This window comes from Microbacterium sp. (assembly GCF_041909575.1).
GTDB lineage: Bacteria > Actinomycetota > Actinomycetes > Actinomycetales > Microbacteriaceae > Microbacterium.
Map to the genome: position 1 here is coordinate 62,287 of NZ_JAYRDE010000001.1, position 19,655 is coordinate 81,941.

Here is a 19,655-nt window from a genome sequence, read left to right on the forward strand (position 1 = left end):
CGGCCGTCCGTGCGTGGTCGGTGCAGGAAGGAAGCGATGCGCGCTGGCGTCAAGACTCGGGTGATGAACAGAGCGAAGGCGCTTGCGCTCTCCCGGCGACTGGACGGTGTCCTGAATCTCCTCGCCCTTCCCGTCGCCATGCGCCGCCGGGGTGTCAACCCGGTCGTCGCCGACTACTACGGCATGGTCATCGGGCGCCGGTTCGAGAGCGACGAGGCGGCGGCGGAGCACTACTTCCGCGAGGGATGGCGCCTCGGCGTCATTCCGACGCCCTTCCTGCACGTGCCGGCGGCACGAGTTTCCACGGCGATGTCCTTCCTCCTGCGGCACGAGCTCGCGAGGCTCGCCCGCGGCGCCGAACCGCGCGGTGCGATCATCGGCGATCCTGCGCGGATGCTGGACCTCGTCGACCTGCAGGGGTTCGTCGGGGCCCGTGGCGGCTGGCTGGCCGAGCTGACGCGGCGCGTGCGCGCCGATCCGCAGTCCGTGACCCTCGTCCTCGGCGTGAGGCGCGTGGTCTGGCGTGACTTCCTCGCGAGCTGCCGCGACCTCGTCGACGCATCACGGGCCGTTGTGGCCAACGGTCTGATCGACCGGCCCCTCTACGAGCACCAGGTGCGGGGCTACGTCTTCCTCTCGGACGAGGCCGCGCTCGACGATTACATCGATCGCGGTGAGCTCGACGGCCGCTCGATCAACCCGTTCTTCGAAGCCGAATGGTACGAGGTGAGCGAGAAGTCGCAGGTGCGCCGTGGCCGTCCCGCGAACCAGTTGCTCGATTTCGTCGCCCGCGGAGAGGTCGGCCAGGCGAGTCCGCAGTTCTGGGGCAAGCGCTACCTGGACGGCCTGCGCGGCGGCACGCGTCCCGCGAGCGTGCTTGCGCACTTCGCAGCGACCGCGGGAGCAGAGGATCCGACCCCGGCCTCAGAGGGTGTGGCGGCGGTGTCCCGCGCGACCGCGGAGCAGACGACGCGCGCCCGCGTGAGCGAGTATCACCGGCATCTGGGCAGACTGACGGCCTCGGGCCCGCTGATCCGCCGTCATCGACAGGTCGCCGCGACGCCGACGGCGGAGGGAACGTGCCTCGTCGTCGTCGACGAGCGCCACATCCGTTCGGGCGCGGCGGTGGCGGGGCTGAAGAGGGCGGCGGATCAGACGATGCGCGGCGCGCGTTTCGTCGTCGTGGAGTCGGATGCCGTCGCCCGCCGCTCCGACCTCCAGGAGCTGGTCGACACGACGCTCGCGATCGACTTCCTCCCGCGGACCGCCGGTGAGGAGTTCGGGGCATGCGTTGCGAGAGCGCTCGCGGAGTCCCCTGCCGAGGCGTGGACCCAGTGGACGCCGCGCCAACGATGGAGCAGCGGCTACCTGGGAGCCGCTGTCGGCACGCTGCGCGGCAGCAAGGATGCCGCAGCCGTCGCCTTCACGAACGGCAGCCTTCCTCAGCCGTGGCTGAGCACCGAGGACCCCACCTGGCTGGACGAGCTCGACGCGGGCGGCGTGATCCTGCGCGCGCCTCGCGCCGGCGGCCTCGAGCCCGATGCCGGGCTGGACGCCGGCGTCATCTTCGACCTCGTTCTCCGGATCGGCGCGTCGGAACGGGCCGTCGCGGTCCGCTCGAATGACGTCGTGGCGACGTCGTCGGCTGATGTCTCGGCGCACGAGGATCGAGCCGGAGCCAATGCAGCGCGCTCGAAGGTCATCGTGGATTTCGCCTCAGAGCCTCGCCCGGGGGTGGCGGTCGTGGTCCCGACGTTCGAGGACTGGCACATGACCTTCGTCGCGGTCCGTCGCGTGTTGGACAGCACGAGCGACGCCGAGGTGGTCGTCGTGGACAACGGCTCGCGTCGTCCCGTCGCGTCGATCCTCGCCTCCGCCTTCGCGGGCGAGCCGCGCGTGCGGGTCGAGCGGCTGCCCCGCAACACCGACTTCGCCACCGGGTCCAACCACGGTGCATCACTCGCGCGCGCTCAGCTGACGGTTTTCCTCAACAACGACACGGCCGTGCTCGACGGCTGGCTGGAGCCGCTGCGTGCCGCGCTGCAGGACGAGTCCGTCGCGGCTGCGCAGCCGCTGCTCCTGTTCGGCGACCGGACGGTGCAGACGGCCGGCACCATCTTCCTCGGCGGGATGACCATGCCGCGGCACCTCTACGTCGACGTGCACCCGTCCGACATCGACCCGTCGCTGGACGACTACGAGTTCTCCGCCTTGACCGCGGCCTGCCTCGCTGTGCGCTTCGAGGACCTCGCCGCTGTCGGCGGGTTCGACCCCGATTACATCAACGGCATGGAGGATGTCGACCTCTGCCTGCGGCTCAAGCAGCACACCGGAGTCTCGCTCCACGTGCGGACCGCGTCGCGCGTCGTGCACTTCGAGAGCCGGACCGCCGGTCGCCACACCCACCAGACGACGAACCGCGATCGCTTCGCCGCACGCTGGCGACGCGAGCTCGTGGAGGAGCTCGACGACCGCGCGGTGTTCGACACCGGCCGGATCCGGCTGGACGACATCGTCTGGTCCCGCGAGCCGGAGAGCCCGATGTGGACGCCCCAGCTCGTGCTCGGACTCCGGCGGCCGGCCATGAAAGTCGATGAGCCCGCTCCCCGGCTGCGGTGGGCGATCAAGTCGTCCGCCACGGGCGATCTGGCCGGCGACAGCTGGGGAGACACCTTCTTCGCCGCCGCCCTCGGCGACGCCCTGGCCCGACTCGGGCAGGAGGTCGTCGTCGACCGGTCCAGCTCCCACGCGCGCGACACCGGATCGTGGGACGACGTGACGCTCGCACTGCGTGGCCTCGCGCGATACATCCCTCAGCCCGGCGCCGTGAACCTGCTCTGGGTGATCAGCCACCCGGACCTCGTGACGAAGTACGAGCTGGAGTCCGGCTACGACCGCATCTACGCCGCCGGCCAGGGGTGGGCGGACTTCGCGCGCGAGCGGTGGGGAACAGACGTGTCGGTGCTGCTGCAGGCGACGGACTCGACCAAGTTCAACCCGCAGGCGCGGACGGCGGCTCAGCGATCCGGGACGATCTTCGTCGGCCGCACGCGCGGCGTAGCGCGCCCCATCGTCACCGACGTGATCGCCGCGGGCGGCGAGCCCCGCGTCTTCGGAGACGACGGCTGGGAGCAGTTCATCGATCCCGTGTTCCTCGCGGCCTCGGGCATGGACAACGACGAAGTGCCGGCGGCGTACGCGAATGCCGGCATCGTGCTCAACGACCACTGGCGCGACATGGCGGACTACGGATTCTTCTCGAATCGGCTGTTCGATGCCGCGGCCGTCGGCGCCAGGATCGTCAGCGACGACGTTCCGGGAATGGGGGATGTGTTCGGCCGGCAGGTCCAGTCATACGCCTCGCTGGACGACCTGCGCACGCTGCTCGACCCCTCCTCGGACGCCTGGCCGTCCGAGGAGTCGCTGTCGGAATCCGCGGAGAAGATCGTCACCGACCACTCGTTCGACCGGCGGGCGCGCACCCTGCTGGACGACGCACTCGCCCTTCGGAAGGAGCGCCGCTCATGAGTGATCCGAAGATCGTCATGACGCTCATGGTTCGCGACGAGGCCGACATCATCGCGGCGATGGTCGAGCACCACCTCGCGCAGGGCGTCGATCTCATCATCGCCACCGACAACGGCTCGATCGACGGGACGCGCGACATCCTCGCGGCGTACGCCGAGACCGGCCGGCTCGAGCTGCACGACTACCTCACGCACGACAAGAACCAGTCCGCTGTCGTCACCGAGATGGCAGCCCGCGCTGCCACCGAGCACGGTGCGACGTGGGTGATCAACGCGGACGCGGACGAGTTCTTCCTTCCTGTCGATCCTGCGCTCACCCTCCGGGACGCGCTCCGGCACATCCCCACCGGAATCGGCGCTTTCGAGGCGAAGGTGGTCAACTTCACGGGCGCGCCGGCGAAGTCCGGCGGCGCGCTGACGCGGCTCGTGCGGCGCGACCAGCGCCCCGAGGAGAGCCTCATGGAGACGGTCGCGCTCCACGCGCACCCCTCGAGCGACATGATCCACGTCGGCCGGGCCGACGTCCAGGTGGTGCAGGGCAACCACAGCGTGAACATCCCGAGCATGGGTGAGCCGCCGAAGGGCTTCGCGATCGAGGTGCATCACGTGCCATGGCGCACATACGAGCAGTACAGCACGAAGATCATGAACACCGGACGCTCCTACGACGCGAACCCGACGCTCAATCCGAGCCCACGGCACCACGGTATGCGCGATTACCGGCTCTGGAAGGCGGGGCTCCTCGAGCACCTCTACGTCGTGCGCCACCCGGGCGATGACCCCGGCCCGTCCTTCCCGCTGGACGACCGTGTGGTGCGGGGTCTGCTCCGCTCCGTCGACACCGGCACCGCTCTGCGCCCCGACCTGCTCGCTCCGAGCCTCTCGATGGAGTGGGAGGAGTACACCGCCGAGGAGCGCGCCACCGCGCGACAGATCGCCGACCTCGTCATCCCGCTCGAGGTCGAGCATCTGGCGGCGAGCACCAAGTGGCGGGACCTCTACCGAGGAGAGGCGGCGGCACGCCGTCGCGACCTGGCGGAGAAGGACCGCGCGGTCGCCCTCGCCGACCGGCTGCAGCGTCGGCCGGAGGCCCGCCTGCGCTCGCTCGTCGGACGTGTGGTGCGCGCGCCGCGGGCGCTCGCGCGCCGGGTGCTCGCGCGGATCTGACTCAGGGCAGGCGCAGGCGCGTCTTCGCCCTGTCCATCGACTCGAACAGCTGCCAGCGCCGGCTCGCGCGGATCGCGTCGAGCTCGGACCTGATCGTGTCGGTCCGCTTCGCTGCCGCGTCGACCAGTGCTCGCTGCCGCTCGACGCGCTCGGCAGCCAGCCGGATCTCCGCGGAGGCCCGCTGCGCGACCAGGGCCGCGTCGTCCGCTTCCTCGCGGCAGGCCGCGAGCCTGGTCCGGACGGCGGCGGTGCGGTCACCGGCGACGGCGGCGTCGAGGGCGCCGGCGACGACGGTGAAGTTCTCGAGCGACTGACGCGCCAGGTCGTCTCTGGGCGCGGATTCGGCCGCGAGTGCTGCGGCGATGGCCTCAGCCAGCGTGTCGATCGTCGCGCCGTACGGCTGCTCGGCGTCCCAATCGGCCGCGTACGCGTCGACCTTGGGCTTGGCGAGGCTGACGCGAGGCACTCCATACGCCGATGCGATGATGCGCCCGTGCAGGGAGGCTCCGACCCAGAGCCGGGCGGCGGCGATCTCGTCGACGCGATCCCAGATTCCGCTCGCGGGGCTCACCGTGACGTCGCGTCCGGGGGAGAGCCGCAGCAGCGCGTCCGCGATGCTCTCGGCCGAGGCGGTGGAGTCATGGCCCGGCGCGAGCCCCGCGGTGAACATCCGAAGCGGCACGCCGGCGTCAGGCACGGCCGCCAGCAGCGCGGCGGCCCAAGCCTCCGCGTCGTGCTGGTGGAGGGCGTGCTCCGACAGGTGCACGAGCACGGGACCGGCGGTGTCGCGGGGGCGGGGCCGCTCCAGGGCGACGATGTGGGCGAAGTCGGGGGCGAGGGTATGGCGGATGCCGAGCTCGTCGAGGTACGCGCTGGATGCGCGATCGCGCACCGAGACGACGTCGGCCTCGCGGAGCGCGGCGATCAGGCGCGGCTGACGCCACCCGGGCTCTCTCGCGATTCCTGCGAGGCCGACGGAATTGATCACGAGCGCGATGTCGGCGTTCCGCGGATAGGCGGACGGGCGGGGGATGTACGGCGGGTCGAGCACGCGCCCGCCCATCGCTTCGGCGAGGGCGGCGCGGGACTCCTCCAACGACGCGTGGGCGAGTCGCCGGCGCGCGTCCATGCCGTGCGTCGTGAGGTACGCGTACTCGGGCGGCGTGGCGCCCACCTCACCCCCGACGACCCACGCTGCGGCGAAGTCCTGCGCATCCAGCAGAGTGGACCAGTTCGCCACCTCGGCCTCGAGCGGGGAGACCGCGGGCGCGATCGGGGCGCCGAATGAGAGCGCCCACCCGGGGAGCCGCTCGGCGAGCAGGACCGCGTACAGGAGGTCGCCGAAGTTGTCCCGCTCGATCGCTCCTGTCGCCAGGAGGGACGGCCGATCATCGGTGGTCGGCTGTTGCATGGTGGGCCCTCTCCGCGCGCGCGACGCTCGCGGTTCTCGGGTCGACCGCGCTGGCGTCGCTCCGATGCTACCGACCATGGCGCGGGAGTGCGTGCGCGCTCGCTTAGAATCGATCGACCGTGTGAGAGGAGCCTCGTGGCCGCCCCTGTCCTTGACGACGTCGGTTCGGCGGCGCGAGCCCACCCGCCTGTCAGCCGCCCTGAGCGACGCGTGCTCGCGGCCATCACTGCGAGCGTCCTCGGGGTGATGGTGCTGTGGGCGTTCCTGGTTCCGATCTACGGCGCACCGGACGAGCACGCGCACATGAACAGCGCCGTGCGACTGACCCAGGAGATCGCCTGGCCCGCCCCGGGCGACGCGAGGATGTACGGGATGGTCGCCGCGGCGCGCGACGAGGCCTCGAAGCCAGCCGGCGATCGGTCCACGTTCGCGGAACTCGCCGAGCGCGTCGACGGCCCCGGGGGCGTGGACCAGATGACCCAGCATCCTCCGCTCTACTACGCGTTCGGTGCGCTCGTGCTCCAGTCGATCGGCTTCATGGACCTCCGCGCCGATGTGGCGCTCATCGCGCTCCGTCTCGCCGGGCTCGTCTTCGCCATCCCGTTGACGCTGCTGCTGTGGGACTCGGTGCGACGGCTCACCCGCTCACCCAAGGCCGCCGTCCTGGCCGCCGCGAGCATCCTCGCCGTCCCGCAGCTCGCGCACATCTTCGCCGCGGTGTCGAACGACGGGCTCACCGTCCTGCTCTGCTCCGTCGTCGTCTGGCTCGCCATCCGGGTGATGACGGGCGATCACCGGCGACGCACGCTCGTCGCGATCGGAGTCGCGCTGGGCCTCGCGCTGCTCGTCAAGGGGACGGCGCTGCCGTTCATCCCCTTCGTCGCCGCGGTGCTGCTGATCTGGCCGCGGCGGACCCCGGTGGGGCGCCGTCTGGTGCGCGCGGGGATCGCGCTGCTCACCGCGTTCGCCGTCGGCGGGTGGTGGTGGCTGCGCAATATCCTCCGGTTCGGAGACCTTCAGCCATCCGGACTCGTCCACGTCAGGGAGACGGTGCCGTGGGAGCCGGGCACCCAGCCCAACGCGATCGAGTTTCTGGATCGCCTGTGGTCGCGGGCCTCGGTCAGCTTCTGGGGCAACTTCGGCTGGCTCGAGTTCCCGCTGCCACAGCTGCTGACCGATGTGCTGACGGTCGGCGCCCTGCTGGTCGTCGCGCTGTACGGCTTCCGTCGCGGTGCGACGCGTCTCCAGGCGATCGTCCTCACGGCACTGCCGGCCCTGCTCCTGGTCATGCTGTTCGCGAACACCTGGCGTCACTACCTCCGGACGCAGCAGGCCACCGGCATGCAGGGGCGCTACTTCTTCGTCGCCATCGTCGTGCTCGTCGCCGTGAGCGCGATCGCGTGGCAGAGATTCATTGCGGCCGAGCATCGCGTGCGCGTGGGGCTGGCCCTGCTCGGCGTCTTCGCCGGACTCGCCGTGTACGGCCTCTTCCGTGCGTACATCGGCCTCTACGAGGGCAGCACCTACCGGGTGACCGTCGGCGGCATCCTCCACTGGGTCGGCGCTGTGCCCGGCGGGGCGGCGTCGATCATCGCGGCCGCCGTCATCGCTGCTGCCGCGGGCGTGACCGGCCTGATCCTCGCCTGGGGCTTCATCGGCCGCCCGCTTCCGGCATCGGAGAGTGCGCCCGCCGAGGCCCCGTCCGACCCTGCCGCGCCTTAGGACCGGCGGACGGCCTCCAACGGCGGCATCGGCCGCCACGAGGCATCCTTCGCGATCTTCCTGCCCTCGCGAAGCCCGCGGAAGAGGTGCGACGTGCCCCGCACGGTGTGCTCCACGAACAGCAGGCGGATGAGCTCCTTGCCGAAGGTGAGCGCCGTGCCCAGCGCGAACGGCACCCGTCGGTACACGCCCAGCGCGCGGTAGTACTGCTTGATGTGGGCGCGGTTGCGCATGATGTAGAACCGGTAGGCGTTGCTCGAGGCGTTCATGTGCCGGACGCCCATGTCCCACTGCTTGATCTCACGGGTGCGCCGGAGGACGAACTCGTCGACGATGACGGAGGCGGTCTTGCGCGATGCGAGCCAGCCGTAGGTCTGATCGTCCCAGTAGATGAAGAAGCGGGGATCGGGCAGGCCGATCTCGGCGACGACGTCCCGATGGATGAACATGCCCTCGAAGCATCCGGAGTTCATCGGACGGTAGCCCGACGCGTCGAACCCCGCGGGTGCGAACGGAATGGGGATAGCGAGCGGCTCGGCGACACGGTACTGCCAGTAGAACTCGCTGCCGTCGTAGTCGTAGCGCCGGCCCTGGATGCTCTTGAAGCGGGGCGCCCACTTGCCCATCTTCGCGAGGCCCTCAGGGAGCACCTCCACGTCGTCGTCCATGAGCCAGATCCACTCCGAGCCCAGCTCGTAGGCGACGCGCATGCCCTCGCTGAAGCCGCCCGAGCCGCCCGTGTTGGTCTCCATCCGGCGGTACACCAGCGTGGTGCCCAAGCGTTCGCGGAACGACTCGACGAGCTCGGTGGTGTCGTCCGTCGACGCGTTGTCGACGATCACGACGTGGCCCGGCTTCGGATCCATCGCCGCGATGCTCGTCAGGAGCCTCGTCAGCAGGCCCGACCGGTTGTAGGTGACGACGGCGATGGTCGCCGACGCCGGGTCGAATGCGGCGGCGGGCGCAGTGCTCACGAGTTCCCCTCGAAGATGCGCTGCCACGACGGCAGCGACGTGAGATCGCCCAGCGCGGACCGGTACTCGCGCGACAGGCGAGGCCATTCACGTCGCAGGCGGCGATGGAGGCGGATGCTGTCGAGCACCATCCGGCGGAACTTCCCGCGATCGCGGGTGTAGATGTTCTTCCCCGACCCGTCCGCGGCGCTCACGAGGGCGCTGTCGTAGACGGGAAGCCGCCACCAGTAGGCGTCGCCCTTGCCGAACTCCACCTCGGGGTGCGTCACGTTCTCGGGACGCGGCGAGTGGAACCAGTGCGAGACCAGCGTCGATGCCGTGAACCACCGCAGCCGCAGCCCCGTGGGGTTGTCGAGGTCGTTCGCGCGTCGGTGGGCGAACACCACCCGTCCGCGGCGCGACCGCATCGGCACCCCGGAGTCGCGGTGGACGACCGTCTCGGGGAACTGCTTCGCGATCTCGCGGGCCGCCGGCATGGCGGTGGCGATGTTGGCGGGCATGTGCCGCGGTCCGGACAGGATGTCGCGCAGCGCCTGGTGGCGCAGGGCCACTGGGTAGTACTGCATCATCATGAGGTGCTTGAGATCCACCCGACGGCTGTGCCGGGGGAGCGTGCCGCCGCGGGGCGCGTGGGAGTGGAGGAGCCCTGCCACGATGCGGTTGCGTGCGTGGAAGTAGGCCTGCCAGTCGATCGTGTCGTCCTTGCCCACCCAGGACACGTGCCACAGGGCGACCCCGGGCATCGAGACGGTCGGGTAGCCGGCGTCGCGCGCGCGCAGGCAGTACTCGGCGTCGTCCCACTTGATGAAGGCCGGCAGGGCCAGGCCGATCTCGCGGATGATCGAGACGGGGATGAGGCACATCCACCAGCCGTTGTAGTCGGCGTCCAGCCGCATGTGCAGCAGGGGCGACTGGCGGAGGTTGGCCACGCTGAAGTCGTGGGGGAGCTTCTCCTGGTAGAGCGCGCGCCACATGAAGGGCGCCTCGTCCACGACCTCGGCCCAGGCGTGGAGCTTCGGCCGGTCGAGCAGATCGAACATGTGGGCGCCGACGATCGTCGGCGTGGTCGCGTACCGGCCGAACACGACCGAGCGCCGGATCGATTCCGGCTCCACCCGCACGTCGTCGTCGAGGAGCTGGACGAAGTCGCTCTCCGGGCGCGCGAGCGTCTCGCTCATGGCGCGCGAGAACCCGCCGGATCCGCCGAGATTGGGCTGGGTGATGACCTGCAGCGTCTCTCCGAGTGCCTCGGCGACCCCGCCGAACCCGTCCTGGGCCTCGACGCGCTGCGTGCCCTGGTCCACGAGGAAGATCCGGTCGACGACCTCGAGCACGTCCGGGGACTCGGCGAGGCTCTGGAGGGTCTCGACGCAGTAGTCGGGCTTGTTGAAGGTCGTGATGCCGATCGACGCCTTGCCGGTGCGCACGGGCTCCTGGGGCGTCGACCACTGCGCGCCCTCGAACACGGCCGTCTTCTCATCGGCGACGATGTCGAACCAGATGAAGCCGCCGTCGTTGTAGCGGTCGAGGACGAGGTCGAAGGTCGAGGTGGTGTTCCCCTCCACCTCCCGGGTCTCGAGCCGCTGGCGCACGCCGTCTCCGTTCGAGCGGTAGACGAGGATCGTGGCGGGACCGGCCGTGCGGACGGTGAGCGTCACGTCGCGCACGGCGGTCCAGTGCTGCCAGTACGAGGCGGGGAAGGCGTTGAAGTAGGTGCCGAAGGACACGCGACGGCCCGCGACGATGCGTGCGGAGCGGCGGTCGAGGATGTTGCCGAGCTGAGCCCGATTCGAGACGCGCACCGGCTCGTGGCCGATCAGCGACCAGGTCTCGGGGTCCACATACAGCGGCAGCAGATCGGGATCGCGGTCCGCGGGGAAGACGACGTTCTGGAGGACGTGGGGCACGGGGGATATCTCCGGTGGACTGACAGGGGCCGAGACGTCGGGCCGAGAGAGAAGCCTACCGTGCTGATTCGTGCGCTTTCCTGAGCGTCGCGTGCGCGACTCAGGCCCCGGCCGCGTCGTGCGGCAGTCCGCCCTCGGTGCCCGGCGCGTCGATCCGCTCGCGCCACGATCGTGACTGGCCCGCGCGCACGGCGCACAGCACCAGCATCATCCAGCCGATCCCGACAAGCGTGAAGCTCTCGAACACCGAGTCGATGAGCAGCGCGACGAGGATGAGCGGCGTCCAGGCGTACACGACCGATCGCCGTTCGCTCGCCGCGAGCCAGCCGCGCACCAGGGCGATCGCCGCCAGCGCGACGAGCAGGCTCAGACCCACCCAGCCGAGCTGGAGCAGCACGTCGAAATAGGCGTTGAGCCCGGTCGCGTGCGAGGCATCCAGGACGTAGTTGATGTAGCTGAACGGGTACTCGCGCGTGCTCCACGCGCCGAACCATCCCCAGCCGAGCACCGGCTCGAACCGCACCCAGTCGACCATGACGTTCCACAGATCGACGCGCATCGAGAAATCGGTGCCGGCCCCGATCCACGCGATGATCGGATGCCGCGCGAGATAGCCCGCGATCACGCCGACGACGACCAGCGTCCCGAGGCCGAGCTGCAGCGCGCCCCGATGCTCCGGCCGGGTGTGCCGCACCAGCGCCAGCGCGCCCACCGCGAGGCCCACCCCGACGGCCAGCACGAGGACGGTCGGAGAATCGCTGAGCGCGGCCAGCCCGCCGGCGAGGACCACCGACGCGAACGAGACGCCGGGGCGCACGGACTGCGTCCGGTACTCGATGAGGAAGGTGATGAGTGCGAGCACCGCGACGAAGCCGAGCATGTTGCGGGTGCCGAAGATGCCCTGCACCGGCCCGAGCTCCGCGAGGTTGCCCTGCACGCCGAGGAACGCGAAGGGCACGTCCAGGAGGATGCCGGAGAGCACTTCGATCGCGAGGGACACCGCGAGCAGCGCGCGCAGCACGTCGCCCAGCGCGCGGGCGGTCTGCAGCGTGTCCCTGACGTGGCCGATCACCACCGCCAGGAAGGCGAGGGCGAGGGTCGTGACCCAGCTCCAGAATGAGGTCGCGGCATCCGAGCTCCAGAAGACGCTGGCCAGCGCCCATCCGAGGAACAGCACCAGGGTGGTCGGGACGAGTCGCAGGAGGGAGATCTCCTGGCGTCGTGCGACCAGCACCGCGACGCCGAGCACGCACAGGCCGACGATGATCGAGACGTACGTCACGCGGCCGGCGAGACGCTCGATCGCGAATGACGCGAACACGGCGCCCAGGACGGCGACGGTGTAGGCGCGCGCGAAGTCGGCCGACTGGAGGAGCGCGGAGAACCACCCGTGCGACGGCGGCGCCTGGGCGGGCGTCACGGCGCCTGCTTCGTGGGCTCGCCGCGCTCGATGGCCAGGCTCTGCTCGGCCGGGCCGACGCCGACGTGCGGGGACTGCTTGATCTTCGCGCCGAGCATGACGACGAACAGCCAGCCCCACAGCAGCAGCGGGCTGGACTCCGCGAGCCCCTGCACCAGCACGATCGCGCCCACCAGGGTCGGCAGGAGGGTGATGGGGGAGTAGGGGCGATCGTCGCGCAGGTCCCAGCGCGGCCGGTCGACGGCGAAGAACCACGACCGCCAGACGAAGGCGAGGTACACCATCGCCGTGATGACCACGCCGACGATCCCGAGCTGCATGCGGATGTCGACCCACATGTTGTGGGCCTGGAGCACCGTCTGGCCGTGGTCGACGATCCACCCGTCGAACGCCGGATCCCAGGGCGCCCACGGTGTGGCGTATCCCCACCCGAACCACGGGCGCTCCGCGGCGCGGGCGAGGACGGCATCCCAGATCGCCTCGCGGCCGGTCAGGTCGGCACTGCGCCCGAGCGCGGTGAAGATCGCGTCGCGCAGGAAGTACAGCGCGGCGAGGCCCCCGAGCCCGACGAGGGCGTAGGCGACGTAGTACTTGGTGCGCTCGTGGGGGCGCCGCGCCCGGCGCATGAGCAGCACGGTCGCCAGGACGATCAGGACTCCGGCGGCCGCCACGTAGGCGGTCGCCGACGACGCCCGATAGAAGAGGTACGCCGACAGGGCGATCCACGCCCACAGCAGTCCGCGCCGCGGGGCGCGCAGCGCGATCCGGATGCCGAACACGATGATCGCGAGGAGGGCGGCCGGTGCGAGCAGGTTGGCGTTGCCCATGATGCCCTGCAGGCGCCCGCCGTCGAAGAGGTTGTTCCGCGACCAGTACTCGATGGGGTCGTCGGCCGTGGCGACCTCGAATCCGGGGAGGAGCGGCGCCTGCACGAAGAGCGACACCGCCAGCTCGAACAGGATCGAGAGCCCCATGACCCATTTCAGGGCGGATGCCGCGGCGCGCACGAGTTCGCGCCACGTCAGCACACTGCCGATGAAGAGGGCCTGGATCGTCGTGATCCACAGCAGCAGGAGGGTCAGCGCGGTCGTCTGCGGCCAGGCCGACCACAGCAGCGAGAGCGTCGCCAGCGCGACGAAGGCCACCACGAACCAAGGCAGGCGCCGCCACTGCACCGGGGGCCGGATCACGATCCACAGCACGACCGACAGGATGCCGCCGCCGATCGTCACCACGGCGGCGGTGAGCGCGCCGAAGGCGTGCACCCACGCCGTGCCCGACAGCGACATGAACATGACGAAGATGCACCAGCCGCGCAGCATGAGGTGGCCCGTCTTCTCACGGACCGGGGGCGCGGGCGGCGCCGCCGCCGGGTGCTTCGAATGGACGGCCATCGCTCACAGGGTACCCCCGAGATCCTGCGGGTTCCGCTCGACGCGGGGCCGCGGCGGACGCACCCGTACGCTGGTGGCATGCTCGTGCCGATCGCGAACGAACCCCGGGAGTACGCATGGGGGTCGACGACCCTCATCGCCGGCCTCGAAGGCCGCGCGCCATCGGGTCGTCCCGAGGCCGAGGTGTGGTTCGGCGATCATCCGCAGGATCCGTCTGTCACGCCCGACGGCCGCACGCTGGACGCGTGGCTCGCCGACGAGGGGACCGCGCTCGCCGTCCCGCGACCCATGCCGTACCTCCTGAAGCTGCTGGCCGCGGCATCCGCTCTCTCCATCCAGGCGCATCCCTCCAAGCGACAGGCGGAGGAGGGTTTTGCTCGGGAGGAGTCCGCGGGTCTGTCCCGCGACTCCGCCGCGCGCACGTACCGCGACGACAATCACAAGCCCGAGCTGATCGTCGCGCTGAGCGACGAGTTCCGCGCCCTCGCCGGCCTGCGCGCCCTCGACGCCAGCCGCCGCCTCGCGGCAGCCCTCGGCGCAGGCGGCAGCCCGCTCGCCGATCGCCTGGCGCAGCCGGATGCCTCGCTCCGCGACGTGCTCGGCTGGGTGCTCTCGCCCGCCGCACGCGGCGACGTCGAGCAGGTGATCGCGGCGGCGGTGGCGGCGCGATCGGAGGAGTTCGCCGCCGAGCTCGACGTCGCCCGCACCCTCCAGGAGGGATTTCCCGGCGATCCCGGCATCGTCCTCGCGCTCCTGATGAACCTCGTCACGCTCCGCCGCGGCGAGGGGCTGTTCGTGCCGGCCGGCGTCCTCCACGCCTACCTCGAGGGGCTGGGCGTCGAGCTGATGGCCGCCAGCGACAACGTCCTGCGCGGCGGACTCACGCCGAAGCACATCGACGCGCCCGAACTGCTCGCCGTCCTCGACGATGCTCCCGGCATCCCGCCGACGATCCGGCCCCGGCGGGTGATGGAGGGGATCGAGCGCTACGACGTTCCCATCGCGGACTTCGCGCTCGACCGCGTCAGTGTGGTGCCAGGCCGCGACGTGGTGCTCGCCCCCGCGGGCCCGACGATCCTCCTGGCCACAGCCGGCACCGTGTCGGTCTCCGCCGGTGCGGAGACGCCGCCCGTTCGGCTCGCACCCGGTCAGGCTGTGCTGGCCACGCCTGACGAATCGCGCCTCGCGCTGTCCGGCGAAGGCGAGGTGTTCGTCGCAACGCCCGGGCGGACACCCACCCTGCCGGCTTGATGAAACACTTCTCATCGGACCGTTACCACTCGGCGATCCACGGCGGCGAGTCGCGAAGGTTCAAGAGCGAGTTGAGCCTTTAGTATCTGCGACTTGACCTCGGGGAACTACACCGGTGTAATTAGCTGCAACACGCAGACCGCGTGGCGGGGGATCCGCGGGGGGAGATCGAGATGACGGCATCGCACTACCGTTCCGGCGTTCCCGACAATTGGTTCGTCGATCCGGTGCAGCTCGGTGTGCCGGGCGTCCGCCGGCCGGTCGAGGGCGAGGACGACAATCCGCTGTCCTGGCAGACGGACGCGCTCTGCTCGCAGACCGATCCCGAGGCGTTCTTCCCCGAGAAGGGCGGCTCGACCCGCGACGCCAAGCGCGTGTGCGGTTCGTGCGACGTCCGCGGCGAGTGCCTCGAGTACGCGCTGCAGAACGATGAGCGCTTCGGCATCTGGGGCGGGCTCAGCGAGCGCGAGCGCCGCAAGCTCAAGCGCCGCGCGGGCTGAACCGCCGGCAGCCCGACTTTTCTCGGCCGATCCGCCGCGCGCGGCGCGTACGACTGCCGGTCGTGCCGTTGCCGCCTAGGCTGACCACGTCATGCCCGCCCGAGTACACGCCATCCTCGTCGTGCGTCCCGATGGCCGCACGCCCGCCGCGTACCACCTGCGACGCACCCTGGCCGCGCTGGGCGAGCAGAGCAGGCCCGTCGACGTGCTGACCATCGTCCTGTGCGGCGGAGACGACATCCTCGAGGACGTCGCCCGGTCTTCCTCGGCGGAGTCGGTCGTCACAGCACCGGCATCCACGGGCTACGCCGCAGCGACGGCCCTGATCACGCCGCGGCTCGACGGCGACGCGGTGTGGCTCCTCGCGCAGGACACGGCTCCCGAGCGCGAGGCGCTCGCCCGGCTCGCCGGTGCGCTCGAGCTCTCGCCGTCGGCCGCCTTCGCCGCCCCCAAGCTCGTGCGCTGGGACGACCGGTCGGAGATCGTGTCCCTCGGCGTCGGCATGACGCGGTTCGGCCGGGCCGTCGGGCTCGCGGACGGCGAGCTCGACCAGGGCCAGCACGACGCGCGGTCGGATGTGTTGGGCGCCGACGTCCGCGGGCTCCTGGTGCGCACCGAGGCGTGGCATGCCCTCGGCGGCCTCGACGGCGCGCTCCACGGCGCCGATGAGGGCCTCGATCTCGGCGTACGCGCCCGCCTCGCGGGGGCGCGCGTCGCCCTGGCGCCGGGGGCGATCATCGCGACGGCGGGCGACGGTGTCGCCGGCCCTCCCGCCCCGCTCAGCCCGCAGCGCCGCCGCCGGCGGGACTTCGCGTCCCGGCTCGCGCAGCTGCACCGCCGCCTCGTCTACGCGCCGGCCCTCGCCGTGCCGCTGCACTGGCTCACGATCCTCCCCCTCGCCCTCTGGCGGACGGTCGTCGACCTGGTCCGCAAGGAGCCCGGCAGCATCCTGCCCGAATGGGGCGCCGCCGCCGTCGCGATCGTGCGCCCGGTCTCGGTGGCACGCAGTCGCAAGCGGCTCGGCCGCCCCAAGCGCTCGGCATGGGCGCAGCTCGCTCCGCTGCGCCTCTCCCGCGCGGAGCTGCGCGAGCAGTTCGGCGACGATGCGGTCGAGCCGATCGCCGGCGCGCCCCGCCGATCCGAACTGCGGTTCTTCTCCGGCGGTGGCGCGTGGCTCGTCCTCGGCACCCTCGTGGTCTCGGTCGCCGCGTTCCCGGCGCTCCTGGCGTGGCCCACCCTCGGCGGCGGCGCCCTGCAGCCGCTGCGGACGACGCTCGCCCAGCTGTGGACGGACGCCGCCTTCGGCCAGCGCGCTCTCGGCCTGGACACGATAGGTCCGGCCGACCCGTTCGCGGCCGTGATCGCCGTCCTCGGCTCGCTGTCGGCGTGGGAGCCGTCCCGCGCCGTCGTCGTGCTCTGGATCCTCGCGCTTCCCCTCGCCGCTCTCGGCGGGTGGTTCGCCGCCACCCGCGTCACCGATCGCTCGCTGCTCAGGCTCGCCGTGGGCCTGCTGTGGGCGCTGTCGCCCTCCTTCCTCGCCGCGCTCACGCAGGGTCGCCCGGCCGCCGTGGTCGCCCACCTGCTGCTCCCGTGGCTCCTGCTCGCCGGTTCCGTCGCGCACCGATCCTGGGCGGGTGCGGGTGCGGCATCCGTGCTCCTGGCCGCGGTGGTCGCCGCCGCGCCGTCGCTCGCGCCCGCGCTCGTGGTCGCGTGGGCGGGGGTCATCGTGATCGCCGTCGTCGTGCGCGCCGGTCGTGGCGTCGCCCGGCTGATCTGGGTCGTCGTCCCGAGCCTGGTGCTCTGCGCTCCGCTGGTGTGGAGCGCGGTGCGCCGCGGCCAGGCGTGGGGACTCCTGGCGGACCCGGGCGTGCCGTGGGCGGGTCCGCAGGTCGCGGCCGACGCGGCCGGCCGTGCGCTGCTCGCGGCCGGCATCCCCACCCCCGATCTCGCGGGGTGGACGACGCTTCTGCCCGACGGGCCGACGTGGTGGGTGCCGCTGCTGGTCGCCCCGGTCGCACTGCTCGCGCTGGTCGCGCCGCTGACCCAGCGCTGGGCCGCAGGGATCACACTGCTGGCCCTGACCGCCCTGGGGCTCGGCACCGCATTCGCCGCGGTCGGGATCTCGGTGTCGTTCGAACAGTCCCTTCCGGTGGCGATCTGGCCCGGCGCCGGTCTGAGCCTCGCATGGCTCGGCGCGATCGGCGCCGCCGCCGTCGCCCTGGACGCCGGGCTCGCCCCGCGCCTCCGCCTCGTCCGCGGGCTCGCGACGACGGTGGCGGTGATCGGGATCGCCGTGCTCGCATTCCCGTCGCTCACCGCGATGGCGCGCAGCACCGCACTCCTGACCAACGGGCCGCAGTCGACGCTTCCCGCGTACGTCGCCGCCGAGGGCAACGACGATCCGGATGTCGGCACGATCGTGCTCACGCCTCAGAACGCCGGCGGAGTGGCGGCCGAGGTCGTGTGGGGCGGCAGCGAGACCATCGGCGGCCAGACGACGCTGCTGTCGACCCGCACGGAGCCGGATGCGCTCGACGTCGAGCTGGCCGAACTCGCCGCCGACCTCGTCACGTCCTCCGCCGAGAACGTCGTGGCGGATCTGGCGGCCCGCGGGATCGCCTTCGTGCTGGTCGCGCCGGCGAGCGCGCCCGAGTCCGACACGGCACGCACCATGCGGCTGTCGGCGACCACGTCACTGGATCAGCGCGACACCCTCGATGCGGTGGGGGAGACCACGAAGGGCTCGCTGTGGCGCGTGACCGCCGACGTCGCCGACCGGCCGCGGGTCGCGGCATCCGTCCACGCGACGGCCGCGCTCATCGCGGCGACGCAGGCGGCCGTGCTGGCAGCGGCTCTTCTGCTCGCCCTCCCCACCGCCGCCTCACGCCGCGAGGCGCGCCAGACCCCGCGCGTGGTGGGACCGCATTGGCAGGAGGGGCGATGAGCGATCGACGCGTGTTCCGCTGGGCGACCACCAGCACCCGCATGCTGGCCGGCACCCTGGTGTCGGTGGCGGCGGTCGTCGCAGCGGTGACGGCGGTGACCCTGCCATGGCCCACCGTGGCCGAGGAGCCCGCCGCGCTCTCGGTGGTGCCCGCCCCGGCGGCCTCGGTGGTCGCGTGCGACGGGCCGCTCCTGTCCGTCGGACGGGACGTCGCCCAGGCCGACGCGGTCTCGGCGGCGGCCGCGCAGCAGGTGACGAGCGGGGCGAGCGAGGGTGCGCCACCGCCGCAGGAGCAGGTCCTCGCCCCGGCGGGCCAGGAGACCGGGGTGGGACCGCTGGTCTTCACGGCCCAGCCCACCGATCGCACGCGCGTCGACGTCGCCGCAGCGGGTTCGGCCACCGTCTTCGCCGAGGATCTGGCCGGGTTCGCGGCATCCGCGTGCCGTCCGCCGCTCCTGGAGTCGTGGCTCGTGGGCGGATCGGGCGAGACGGGCGCCGCCGACCTCGTGCTCCTGTCCAATCCCGGCGTGGTCCCCGCGACCGTCCAGCTGACGGTCTTCGGCGCGGCGGGGGCGCAGACTCCGCCCGGAGGGACCGACGTCATCGTCGCGCCCGGAACGCAGCGCGTGATCCCCCTCGCCGGCCTGCTGCTGGGCGAGGCGAGCCCGGTGGTGCGCGTCTCGGCCGTCGGCGCACCCGTGCACGCGTCGCTCCAGGCGAGCATCACCCGCACGCTCACGCCGGGCGGCGTCGACCAGGTCGGTCCCGTCTCCGAGCCGCTCACGACGCAGCTGATCACCGGCGTCGCGGTGACGCGCACCCCCGGCACGGCCGGTGCGTCGGATGTCGCGACGCTCCTGCGGATGCTGGCGCCGTCGGCCGACACGACCGCATCGGTCGTCGTGACCCCGGTCGGTCAAGACGTTCCCGCGCTCGAGCCCGAGGAGGTCTCGCTGACCGCCGGGCAGCCGATCGAGGTCGACCTCGGAGGTCTGCCCGTGGGTTCCTACACCGTGCGGGTCGACGCAGCGGAGCCTCTGGTCGCCGCCGTCTGGCAGGCCACCGGCTTCGGAGCGGGGGACGACTTCGCGTGGTACACGCCGTCGCCGGTGGTGTCGGTCCCCAGCCTCTTCGCCGCCCCGGGCGGCCCGGCCCCGGCGCTGACCCTGGTCAATCCCGAGGAGGTCCCGGTCGATGTGATCGTGAGCTCCGCGGACGGCTCGTACCGCCTCGAGGTCTCGGTCCCCGCCGGCGGCAGCATGACGGCGCGGCTCGCGTCGCGCACGGTCTACGTGCTCGATCCCGGTGACGGGGCGATCCGCGCCGGGCTCTCGCTGACCGGAGACGGCGCGCTGGCGGGCATGCCGGTGTGGCCCGCGGATGCCGCGGCCCCCGAGATCGTCGTCTACCCCTAGCCGGGCTCGCGACGCGCGGGGGG

At 71.8% G+C, this 19,655-nt stretch carries 12 protein-coding genes; 7 read left to right on the forward strand and 5 right to left on the reverse strand.

All coding sequences use genetic code 11. The features are described 5' to 3' along the window. Positions 1–63: 63 nt before the first annotated feature. Together ACE3O1_RS00275 and ACE3O1_RS00280 are read left to right on the forward strand one after the other, a co-directional pair. A complete protein-coding gene (locus ACE3O1_RS00275) occupies positions 64–3,528 on the forward strand; it encodes a glycosyltransferase (RefSeq protein WP_374311236.1) in 3,465 nt (1,154 codons plus the stop codon). Beyond that, positions 3,525–4,694 (forward strand): glycosyltransferase family 2 protein, encoded by a 1,170-nt coding sequence (locus ACE3O1_RS00280; RefSeq protein ID WP_374311237.1) that lies wholly within the window; start codon positions 3,525–3,527, stop codon positions 4,692–4,694. Before ACE3O1_RS00275 ends, ACE3O1_RS00280 begins: the two co-directional genes overlap by 4 nt. A gap of 1 nt (position 4,695) precedes the next feature. Here ACE3O1_RS00280 and ACE3O1_RS00285 read toward each other — a convergent pair whose 3' ends face one another. Continuing rightward, complete coding sequence (locus ACE3O1_RS00285; RefSeq protein ID WP_374311239.1) at positions 4,696–6,105, reverse strand: polysaccharide pyruvyl transferase family protein; 1,410 nt, start codon at positions 6,103–6,105, stop codon at positions 4,696–4,698. 135 nt (positions 6,106–6,240) lie between these two features. Here ACE3O1_RS00285 and ACE3O1_RS00290 point away from each other — a divergent pair, with 135 nt between their 5' ends. Beyond that, positions 6,241–7,827 carry a DUF2142 domain-containing protein gene (locus ACE3O1_RS00290; RefSeq protein WP_374311241.1) on the forward strand — a complete coding sequence of 529 codons (1,587 nt, stop codon included), beginning with the start codon at positions 6,241–6,243 and terminating at the stop codon, positions 7,825–7,827. On the opposite strand, the gene ACE3O1_RS00295 is transcribed toward ACE3O1_RS00290, so the two are convergent. The 4 genes from ACE3O1_RS00295 to ACE3O1_RS00310 form a co-directional block, all read right to left on the reverse strand. Beyond that, the gene (locus ACE3O1_RS00295) at positions 7,824–8,801 is read right to left on the reverse strand and encodes a glycosyltransferase (protein ID WP_374311243.1); all 978 of its coding nucleotides are present in this window, start codon (positions 8,799–8,801) and stop codon (positions 7,824–7,826) included. The genes ACE3O1_RS00290 and ACE3O1_RS00295 overlap by 4 nt on opposite strands. Next, complete coding sequence (locus ACE3O1_RS00300) at positions 8,798–10,708, reverse strand: glycosyltransferase (RefSeq protein ID WP_374311245.1); 1,911 nt, start codon at positions 10,706–10,708, stop codon at positions 8,798–8,800. Before ACE3O1_RS00300 ends, ACE3O1_RS00295 begins: the two co-directional genes overlap by 4 nt. Positions 10,709–10,808: 100 nt before the next feature. Further along, positions 10,809–12,128 carry an O-antigen ligase family protein gene (locus tag ACE3O1_RS00305; RefSeq protein ID WP_374311247.1) on the reverse strand — a complete coding sequence of 440 codons (1,320 nt, stop codon included), beginning with the start codon at positions 12,126–12,128 and terminating at the stop codon, positions 10,809–10,811. Next, positions 12,125–13,522 (reverse strand): O-antigen ligase family protein, encoded by a 1,398-nt coding sequence (locus tag ACE3O1_RS00310; RefSeq protein ID WP_374311249.1) that lies wholly within the window; start codon positions 13,520–13,522, stop codon positions 12,125–12,127. The genes ACE3O1_RS00305 and ACE3O1_RS00310 overlap by 4 nt, the downstream gene beginning before the upstream one ends. A 78-nt stretch (positions 13,523–13,600) precedes the next feature. Between ACE3O1_RS00310 and manA the strand changes: the two genes are divergently transcribed. The 4 genes from manA to ACE3O1_RS00330 all read left to right on the forward strand — a co-directional run bounded on the left by manA (position 13,601) and on the right by ACE3O1_RS00330 (position 19,632). Further along, complete coding sequence (gene manA / locus ACE3O1_RS00315; RefSeq protein ID WP_374311251.1) at positions 13,601–14,773, forward strand: mannose-6-phosphate isomerase, class I; 1,173 nt, start codon at positions 13,601–13,603, stop codon at positions 14,771–14,773. Positions 14,774–14,946: 173 nt separating this feature from the next. Beyond that, entirely contained in the window at positions 14,947–15,273 is a 327-nt protein-coding gene (locus ACE3O1_RS00320) for a WhiB family transcriptional regulator (protein ID WP_374311253.1), read from the forward strand. A 91-nt stretch (positions 15,274–15,364) separates the two neighbouring features. After that, the gene (locus ACE3O1_RS00325) at positions 15,365–18,217 is read left to right on the forward strand and encodes a glycosyltransferase (protein WP_374311255.1); all 2,853 of its coding nucleotides are present in this window, start codon (positions 15,365–15,367) and stop codon (positions 18,215–18,217) included. Then, positions 18,214–19,632: a DUF5719 family protein gene (locus ACE3O1_RS00330; protein WP_374311257.1), complete on the forward strand. Its 1,419-nt coding sequence runs from the start codon at positions 18,214–18,216 to the stop codon at positions 19,630–19,632. Before ACE3O1_RS00325 ends, ACE3O1_RS00330 begins: the two co-directional genes overlap by 4 nt. The last annotated feature ends 23 nt before the right edge of the window (positions 19,633–19,655 follow it).